Origin of the sequence: Methylorubrum rhodesianum (genome assembly GCF_014199985.1) — a bacterium.
Classification (GTDB): Bacteria; Pseudomonadota; Alphaproteobacteria; order Rhizobiales; family Beijerinckiaceae; genus Methylobacterium; species Methylobacterium rhodesianum.
The window spans coordinates 255,698-265,085 of record NZ_JACHOS010000001.1; the positions used below are offsets into that span (position 1 = coordinate 255,698).

A 9,388-nucleotide genomic window follows, 5' to 3' on the forward strand; every position below is an offset into this window, starting at 1 on the left:
CTATGCTGAGCTTGGTCTTCAACCATGCCGTAGCAGCGAACCCGGAGATTGGCAGCAACCCGGTTGGTCGGCTACCTGACGCAGCGGAAAGTCCAAATGATAGCGTCGGCGTCAGCCACCACGAGTTCTAGCCGAGCAGCATCAGCATCGATGTCTAGCCCGCCTACGAGTGTCCGCTCCTCGCAGCGAAGGAGACATCTCGGATCAGCGAGCGCAATTTCCGCAACGGCTCAGGAGTTCGCATTCCTCTTGTTCGGCTTTGCCCATCAACGGACGGTCGTCTGCCGCCAGCGGATGGTTTGCTGTTGCTACAAGTTAAGCCCGCCATGCGGGCAATAATTGGTTCTCTGAGGGCCGACATAATTGGGTGCAGGGTTAGTATCAGATACATCAGACGGGTAGGCTTTCTGGGACAGGCTCATATTTATCATCTGAGCCTCCCAGCCCGGCAAGGCCATAACAGCATCTAGCTTGCTGCTCGTATCGGCAGAGCGCGCCGCGAAACGAAAAAACAACGATCTGCCCTGCTACGAGCGGGCCTATTCTCAGCCGAACGGCCATGCATCGGAAAGAGCAACGTGCGGGGCCGCTCTGCGGGCCGAAGGATTGAGCAACCATTTACGTTGCGCCCTATTGCCGTTCTTCCTCGTCAGTGGTTTGTCACAGCCGCCGACGACCCAAAGAATGCCTCGCTGGGCTGTATCATCTACCCTAAGGGTGTAACCGAATGACGCCGACTACGTTGCAGTTGGAGCCGAAGCTCCTTCTGAAGAGCCTTCGTGCGTTTCGGAAAGGTGATTTCTCGACCCGGCTGCCCCTGGATCTCACCGGCATCGAGGGGGAGATCGCGGAGGCGTTCAACGACATCGTCGAACTCAACCAGGGACTTGCGCGCGAACTCGACAGGGTCGCGCGCGCGGTCGGCAAGGACGGGCGCATCGGCGAGCGCGGCAAGCTTCCGACCGCGACCGGCGGGTGGAACGACTGCGTCGAGTCGATCAACACCATGATCGGCGACCTGGTTCAGCCCACCACCGAGGTGGCGCGGGTCATCGGAGCCGTCGCCAAGGGCGACCTCGGCCAGACCATGCAGATCGAGATCGAGGGCCGGCCCCTGCGCGGCGAGTTCCTGCGCATCGGCAAGGTCGTCAACACGATGGTGGATCAGCTGAACTCCTTCGCCTCGGAAGTGACCCGCGTCGCCCGCGAGGTCGGCTCGGAGGGCAAGCTCGGCGGGCAGGCGCAGGTCAAGGGCGTCGGCGGAACCTGGAAGGACCTGACCGACAACGTGAACCTGATGGCGGCCAACCTGACGGGCCAAGTGCGCAACATCGCCGAGGTCACCACCGCGGTCGCCAACGGCGATCTCTCCAAAAAAATCACCGTCGATGTGAAGGGCGAGATCCTCGACCTGAAATTGACCATCAACACGATGGTGGACCAGCTCAATTCGTTCGCCTCGGAAGTGACCCGCGTGGCCAAGGAAGTAGGATCGGAGGGCAAGCTCGGTGGTCAGGCGCAGGTCAAGGGCGTCGGCGGCGTCTGGAAGGACCTGACCGACAACGTCAACATGATGGCCGAGAACCTCACCGGCCAAGTGCGCAACATTGCCGAGGTCACGACCGCAGTCGCGCGGGGCGACCTGTCCAAGAAGATCACCGTCGATGTGAAGGGCGAGATCCTCGCCTTGAAGCTGACCATCAACACGATGGTGGATCAGCTGAACTCCTTCGCTTCCGAGGTGACGCGCGTTGCCCGCGAGGTCGGCACGGAGGGCAAGCTCGGCGGGCAGGCGCAGGTCGAGGGCGTCGGCGGGACCTGGAAGGACCTGACCGACAACGTGAACATGATGGCGGCCAACCTCACGGGCCAGGTGCGCAACATCGCCGAGGTCACGACCGCGGTCGCCAACGGTGATCTCTCCAAAAAGATCACCGTCGACGTGCGCGGCGAGATCCTGGAGCTCAAGAACACCATCAACACGATGGTGGACCAGCTGAACTCCTTCGCCTCCGAGGTGACGCGCGTTGCCCGCGAGGTCGGCTCGGAGGGCAAGCTCGGCGGGCAGGCGCAGGTGCGCGGCGTCGCCGGCACCTGGGCCGACCTCACCGACAACGTGAATTTGATGGCGGCGAATCTCACCGGACAGGTGCGTAACATCGCCGACGTGACCACGGCGGTCGCCAACGGCGATCTCTCCAAAAAGATCACCGTCGACGTGCGCGGCGAGATCCTGGAGCTCAAGAACACCATCAACACGATGGTGGACCAGCTGAACTCCTTCGCCTCCGAGGTGACCCGCGTCGCGAAGGAGGTGGGCTCGGAGGGCAAGCTAGGCGGTCAGGCCCGCGTCGAGGGCGTGGCCGGCACCTGGGCCGACCTCACCGACAACGTGAATTTGATGGCGGCGAACCTCACCGGACAGGTGCGTAACATTGCCGACGTGACCACCGCGGTCGCCAATGGCGATCTCTCTAAAAAGATCACTGTCGACGTGAAGGGCGAGATCCTGGAGCTCAAGTCGACCATCAACACGATGGTGGATCAGCTGAATTCCTTCGCCTCCGAGGTGACGCGCGTTGCCCGCGAGGTCGGCACGGAGGGCAAGCTCGGTGGTCAGGCGCAGGTCAAGGGCGTCGGCGGCGTCTGGAAGGGCTTGACCGACAACGTCAACATGATGGCGGCCAACCTGACGGGTCAGGTGCGCAACATCGCCGAGGTGACGACCGCGGTCGCCAACGGCGACCTGTCCAAGAAAATCACGGTCGCCGTCGAGGGCGAGATCCTGGAACTTAAATCGACCATTAACACGATGGTGGACCAGCTGAACTCCTTCGCCTCCGAGGTGGTCCGCGTCGCGCGTGAAGTCGGCATCGAGGGCAAGCTCGGCGGACAGGCGCAGGTGCGCGGCGTCGGCGGGACCTGGAAGGACCTCACCGACAACGTGAATATGATGGCGGCCAACCTCACCGGCCAGGTGCGCAACATCGCCGACGTGACCACAGCGGTCGCTAACGGCGATCTGTCAAAAAAAATCACCGTCGATGTGAAGGGCGAGATCCTGGAGCTCAAGTCGACCATCAACACGATGGTGGATCAGCTGAATTCTTTCGCCTCCGAGGTGACGCGCGTCGCCCGCGAGGTCGGCTCCGAGGGCAAGCTCGGCGGACAGGCGCAGGTGCGCGGCGTCGGCGGGACCTGGAAGGATCTGACCGACAACGTGAACATGATGGCGGCCAACCTCACGGGCCAGGTGCGCGGCATCGCAGACGTCGTCACGGCGGTGGCGCAGGGCGACCTCAAGCGGAAACTCTCAGTCGATGCGAAGGGTGAAATCGCAGCGCTCGCCGACACCGTCAACGAGATGATCGAGACGCTCGCGACCTTCGCCGACCAGGTGACCAACGTGGCTCGCGAGGTCGGCGTCGAGGGCAAGCTCGGCGGACAGGCGCGGGTGCCGGGCGCGGCGGGCCTCTGGCGCGACCTGACCGACAACGTGAACCAGCTCGCGGCCAACCTCACGACCCAGGTGCGCGCCATCGCCGAGGTGGCGACCGCCGTGACCAAGGGAGACCTCGCGCGCTCGATCTCGGTCGAGGCCTCCGGCGAGGTCGCCTCGCTGAAGGACAACATCAACGAGATGATCCGCAATCTGCGGGACACGACGCTCAAGAACGCCGAGCAGGACTGGCTGAAGACCAACCTCGCCAAGTTCACCCGCATGCTGCAGGGCGAGCGCGATCTCGCCACGGTCTCAAACCTGATCCTGTCCGAGATTGCATCGCTCGTGAACGCCCAGCGCGGCGTGTTCTACATGGTGGAGAACGAGGGCGGCGAGCCGGTCCTCGACCTGATGGCGAGCTACGCCTTCACGGAGCGCAAGAACCTCTCGAACCGCTATCGCCTGCGTCAAGGCCTCGTCGGCCAATGCGCATTCGAGAAGAAGCGCATTCTCCTCACCCACGTGCCCGGCGACTACATCACCATCGGCTCGGCTCTGGGCGAGGCGCCGCCCCTCAACATCATCGTGCTGCCCGTCCTCTTCGAGCAGGAAGTCCGAGCGGTCATCGAGCTGGCGTCGTTTAACCGCTTCAGCGAGACCCACCAGTCGTTCCTCGATCAGCTGACCGAGTCGATCGGGATCGTGCTCAACACGATCGCAGCCAACATGAGGACGGAAGGCCTCCTGAAGCAGTCGCAGCTCCTGACCGGCGAGTTGCAGAGCCGGCAGGAGGAATTGAAGAAGACGAACGATCGCTTGGAGCTGCAGGCCGCCTCGCTGCAGCAATCCGAGGACCTCCTGAAGAACCAGCGGGAGCGACTGCAACAGACCAACGAGGAGCTGGAGGAGAAGGCGCGCCTGCTCGAAATCCAAAAGCGTGAGGTCGAGGGCAAGAATCGCGAGGTCTCGATCGCCAAGTCGGCGCTGGAGGAGAAGGCCGAGCAGCTGAGCCTGACCTCGCGCTACAAGTCGCAATTCCTCGCCAATATGAGCCATGAGCTGCGCACACCGCTCAACAGCCTCCTGATCCTCTCGAAGCTTCTCTCCGAGAACCGCGACGGGAACCTCACCGACAAGCAACGGGAATTCGCTAAGACGATCAACGCAGCAGGGACCGACCTCCTGTCACTCATCAACGACATCCTCGATCTCTCCAAGATCGAGTCGGGCACGGTGTCGCTTGAAATCGGCGACGTTGGGCTGCAGGACATCAGCGAGAACCTCAACAGAACCTTCCGGCAGATGGCCGAGGAGCGCCACCTCGCTTTTGTGATCGAGGTCGATCCTGGCCTGCCGCGCTCCCTGCGGACGGACTCGAAGCGCCTACAGCAGGTCCTGCGCAACCTTCTCTCCAACGCCTTCAAGTTCACCGAGAAAGGGAGCGTCTCGCTCAGGATCAGTTCGGCGGAGGGCTCGCCCCTGCGCGCCGGGACCCAGTGGATCGCCATGTCCGTCACCGATACCGGGATCGGCATCGCCGAGGACAAGCAGCGGATCATCTTCGAGGCGTTCCAGCAGGCTGATGGGACCACGAGCCGCAAGTACGGCGGCACGGGCCTCGGCCTCGCAATCAGCCGCGAGATCGCGCGCCTGCTGGGCGGTGAGATCGTGGTCGAGAGCCGGCTGGGTTCGGGCAGCACCTTCACCCTGTTCCTGCCCTTCGAGCCGCCCGCGCAGGCGGTCACCGGCCGCGCGGCGGAGCTGTCCGACGGGCACGCCCCATCGGCGCCGATGGGCCGCCAGCCGAACGCCGCGATGGCGCTCTCGTCTTCGGCGGACGATCGCCACGCGATCAACCCGGGCGACCACATCGTGCTCATCGTGGAGGACGACGCGATGTTCGCCTCGGTGCTGCTGGAACTCGCGCGCGAACGTGGTTTCAAGGGTTTGATCGCGCAAGACGGAGCCGGCGCGCTGAGCCTCGCGCACCGCTTCAAGCCACATGCCATCACCCTCGACATCGGCCTGCCCGACATGGATGGCTGGGCTCTGCTCGACCTCCTGAAAAACGACGCCCGCACTCGGCACATTCCGATCCATGTGATCTCGGTCAACGACGAGAAGAAGCGCGGCCTTCGCGCGGGCGCATTTGGGTTTCTAGAGAAGCCGGTCGAGCGCGAGGGCCTGATGCGCGCCCTGGAGCGCTCCAAGGAGCTTATCACGCGGCCGGTGCGCAACCTCCTGCTCGTCGAGGACGACGAGAACCAGCGCGCCAGCATCACAGCGCTCCTGAGCGAAGAGGACGTCAAGATCTTCGGGGTCGGCACCGCCTCCGCCGCGCTGGAAGCCTTGATAGGCGGTCGGTTCGACTGCGCGATTATCGATCTCGGCCTGCCCGATATCAGCGGTTCCGAGCTGATCGAGCAGATCCGTGCCTCCCAGGACGGAGAGGAGTTGCCAATCATCGTATATACGGGCCGCGAGCTGACGGCCGCCGAGGAGCAGCATCTGAGGCACACCGCCTCGACGATCATCCTCAAGGACACGCGCTCGTCCGAGCGGCTTCTCGACGAGACAGCGCTGTTCCTACACCGCGCTATCAATCGTATTGCAGTCGAGGAGCAGATCCTCGTCGAGCGGAAGGACGCGGTGTCACTTCAGGGCTGTCGGGTTATCCTGGTCGATGACGACTTACGCAACATCTTCTCGCTCACGAGTGCCCTCGAGCAGCACGGACTGGAAGTCTTGTTCGCCGAGAACGGGCAGGACGGCATTGCCCTCCTCAAGTCCAACCCGAACGTCGATGCGATGCTGATCGACATCATGATGCCAGGAATGGACGGTTACGAGACGATGCGCGCGATCCGGGCGGAGGCCAGCTTCGGTAGCCTGCCGCTCGTCGCGGTAACCGCGAAGGCCATGAAGGGCGACCGCGAAAAGTGCCTCGAGGCGGGCGCCTCCGATTACGTCTCAAAGCCGATCGACCTGGATCAGCTCCTCGCGGTGCTGCGGGTGCAGTTGGCCCAACGTGGCGAGGTCGCACACGGCCCCGCGCCCACGCTCGGCGATGCGACGACCCTCTATCGGCAACCACAATGAAGGACGGGCTGAGTTTCCTTCCAACCGAGACCGGCAGCTACGCCGAGCAGCCGAGTGCCCGCACTGAGCCCGATCCGGTTCGGGCGAAGATCCTGATCGTCGATGATGATCGGCGCAATCTCCTCGCCGCCTCCGAGGTCCTCGCCGATCCGGCGATCGACCTCGTTCTGGCGAATTCGCCGGAAGAAGCCCTGCGGCAGGCGCTCAGGGAGGATTTTGCCCTGATCCTGCTCGACGTGCAGATGCCGCGCATGGACGGCTACGAGGTCGCCTCCCTGATCCGCAGCCGCTCGCGAACGTCCCGTGTCCCGATCCTGTTCCTCACGGCCCATAACAAAGAGGACATCCACATCTTCCGCGGATACTCCGCCGGAGCAGTGGACTACGTGTTCAAGCCGATCCAACCGCTCGTCCTTAAATCGAAGGTCGACGTCTTCGTCGACTTATACCTGAAGACCGCAGAAATCCAGCGCAAGGCGGCGGCCGAAAAGCAGCTGCTCCTGGAAAACCTGCGCGTACGTGGCGAGAAGCTTGCAGCTGAGCAGGCTCTGCGAAGGCGTGAAGAACACCAGGCAGCCGTCCTGCGCGGCCTGCCCATTGCGCTGTACACCTCACCGTTCCGTGGAGACGATCGACGGCTTCACTTCACGAATGACAGCATCGAACGCATCACCGGCTTCACGCGCGAGGCCTTTGCTGAATCAAACCTATGGGAAAGGCAACTTGAACCGGATGACAGGTACAGGATCTCTGCAGATTTGAGCACGGTCTCGGAAGCTGGCGCGGCAACTCTCGAATATCGCTGGCGCAACGCAGACGGCAGAGAGCGGCACATCCTCGATCAGATCGTAATCAACGGTGATGCGAACGGTACGCCGGCCGAACTTTTTGGGATGTGGTTTGACGTAACAGAGCGCAAGGAGCTTGAACTCAGCTTGCAGCACGCCTCTAAGCTCGAAGCGGTTGGCCGTCTGACAGGCGGTATTGCGCACGACTTCAACAATATGCTGAGCATCGTGATCGGCAACCTCGACTTGGTGAAGAACTCGTTGCTGGGCAACGAGAAAGCGCTTCGCCGCGTCGAGAGCGCCATCGAGGGAGCCCACCGCTGCGCTGAACTTACCAGCCGTCTGCTGGCCTTCTCCCGGCGCTCGCCTCTTCAGCCGAGAGCGCTGGACTTCACAAGCTTCATACCTGGGCTGATCAGGCTCCTAGAACGCACTCTTGGGGAGCGGATTGCGATCTCCGCGGACCTGGAGGATGGACTGCCAGAAGTCTGCGTTGATCACGCTCAGTTCGAGGCCGCCCTCATCAACCTCGCTGTGAATGCGCGGGACGCGATGCCGGACGGGGGGGCCTTGGGCATTCGCATCAAGCGGCATGAGGCCGTCGCGCAGGAGGACTCCGAGCCGTTGCACTCAGTAGAGATCGCGGTCACCGACTCGGGCACAGGGATGTCTCCAGCTGTTCTCGCCCGCGTATTTGAACCCTTCTTCACGACAAAGGAGGCCGGTAAAGGCACCGGACTCGGTCTGAGCATGGTCTACGGATTCGTACAACAGAGTGGCGGAACCATCGCCGTCGACAGCAATCCGGACCAAGGCACCCGGTTCATTATCACGTTGCCCGTGCTTGCCGGGCGGACTTTTTCGTCGGAGGAAATCGATCTAGGGGACGCCCCTGAACAGCTGAACCCGATGAATGGTGCAGGGGGAGCCGTACTCGTCGTCGAAGACGACGCTGATGTTCGCTCTACAGTTATCTCGACTTTTGAGGCGCTTGAATTTGAGGTTTTCAGCGCGCAGGACGTCGACGAGGCCCTCCGCATCCTGCAAACAGAACCGAACATTGTTCTCGTTTTCAGCGATGTGAATATGCCTGGCGCTATGAACGGTATCGAGCTTGGGCACATCATTCGCCAGCGATGTCCAGGCATGCCAATATTGCTGTCGTCTGGCTACCTTCGAGAGGATCAGGACGCGAACGGCTTCTCATTGATCCAGAAACCGTACCGCGCAACCGAATTGGTTGAAGCCCTGCGTGGCTTGCTCAACAATGCGCATGAGACAACGCCACTCGAATAAGAGTTGGAGATGTACTTCTTGCAAGTGATGCCCGACCCGACAAGTGCCATGCCGTGACGGGTGACCTTGCCCCCTGGCCTGCCCTCGTTCTGAAGCTAGGGTCCGTCGATGAGGAGACGGACGATGAAGAAGAGCCGGTTCAGCGAAGAGCAAATCATCGGCATCCTGAAGGAGCAGCAGGCGGGGCTACCGGTGGCTGAGAGCTGCCGCCGCCACGGCATCAGCGACGCGACGTTCTACACGTGGCGCTCGCGCTTCGGCGGCATGGAGGTCTTTGACGCGCGGCGTCTGAAGGCGCTCGACGAGGAGAACCGCAAGCTCAAGAAGCTCCTGGCCGAGGCGATGCTCGATGTGGCGACGCTGCGTGAGGCGCTGGGAAAAAACTTCTGACGCCCGGCGCACGCGGAACAGCCGTGAGCTGGGCCATCGAGGAGAAAGGCTATTCCCAGCGTCACGCCTACGGGCTGATCGGCCTGGAGCCGAAGACGTACCGCTACGCCTCGACCCGCGGTGACGATGCGGCCGTGCGGGTTACGTCGGCTCCGTCCACGTGCTCGTCCGGATGCTCGACGTGCTCGTTCGGGTCGCCGAGGTCGAACGGTTGATGCAGCGTGCTGCGAACTCGCCCGCCATGCGGACCTCTTCATCGCCGCTGCCCGGCGTGACGTGGCGGATCCGTCTGATCTCGCCGACTTGGAAGATCGCTATCAACGGTTCGGCGTAACTGCGCCAGTCGCCGATGCCTAACCCCTGGAACGTCTGC

3 protein-coding genes and 1 pseudogene are annotated in these 9,388 nt (G+C 62.6%); all 4 read left to right on the forward strand.

The window, feature by feature from the left end; genetic code table 11:
* Positions 1 to 727: 727 nt before the first annotated feature.
* The 4 genes and pseudogenes from HNR01_RS01175 to HNR01_RS01190 all read left to right on the forward strand — a co-directional run bounded on the left by HNR01_RS01175 (position 728) and on the right by HNR01_RS01190 (position 9,349).
* Positions 728 to 6,541, forward strand: a complete 5,814-nt coding sequence (locus tag HNR01_RS01175) for a HAMP domain-containing protein (protein ID WP_183666110.1) — start codon at positions 728 to 730, stop codon at positions 6,539 to 6,541.
* Positions 6,538 to 8,625, forward strand: a complete 2,088-nt coding sequence (locus tag HNR01_RS01180; RefSeq protein ID WP_183666112.1) for a response regulator — start codon at positions 6,538 to 6,540, stop codon at positions 8,623 to 8,625. The genes HNR01_RS01175 and HNR01_RS01180 overlap by 4 nt, the downstream gene beginning before the upstream one ends.
* 123 nt (positions 8,626 to 8,748) lie before the next feature.
* Positions 8,749 to 9,158, forward strand: a pseudogene (locus tag HNR01_RS01185) (transposase); the annotation flags it as partial.
* Between the two features lie 29 nt (positions 9,159 to 9,187).
* Positions 9,188 to 9,349, forward strand: coding sequence for a hypothetical protein (locus HNR01_RS01190; RefSeq protein ID WP_309236201.1), 162 nt, complete (start codon positions 9,188 to 9,190; stop codon positions 9,347 to 9,349).
* The last annotated feature ends 39 nt before the right edge of the window (positions 9,350 to 9,388 follow it).

What these genes read in the sequence shown, in the direction of transcription:
- HNR01_RS01190 (WP_309236201.1), top strand. Translation starts at nt 9,188, where the DNA reads ATGCTCGACGTGCTCGTTCGGGTCGCCGAGGTCGAACGGTTGATGCAG.
- HNR01_RS01180 (WP_183666112.1), top strand. Translation starts at nt 6,538, where the DNA reads ATGAAGGACGGGCTGAGTTTCCTTCCAACCGAGACCGGCAGCTACGCC.
- HNR01_RS01175 (WP_183666110.1), top strand. Translation starts at nt 728, where the DNA reads ATGACGCCGACTACGTTGCAGTTGGAGCCGAAGCTCCTTCTGAAGAGC.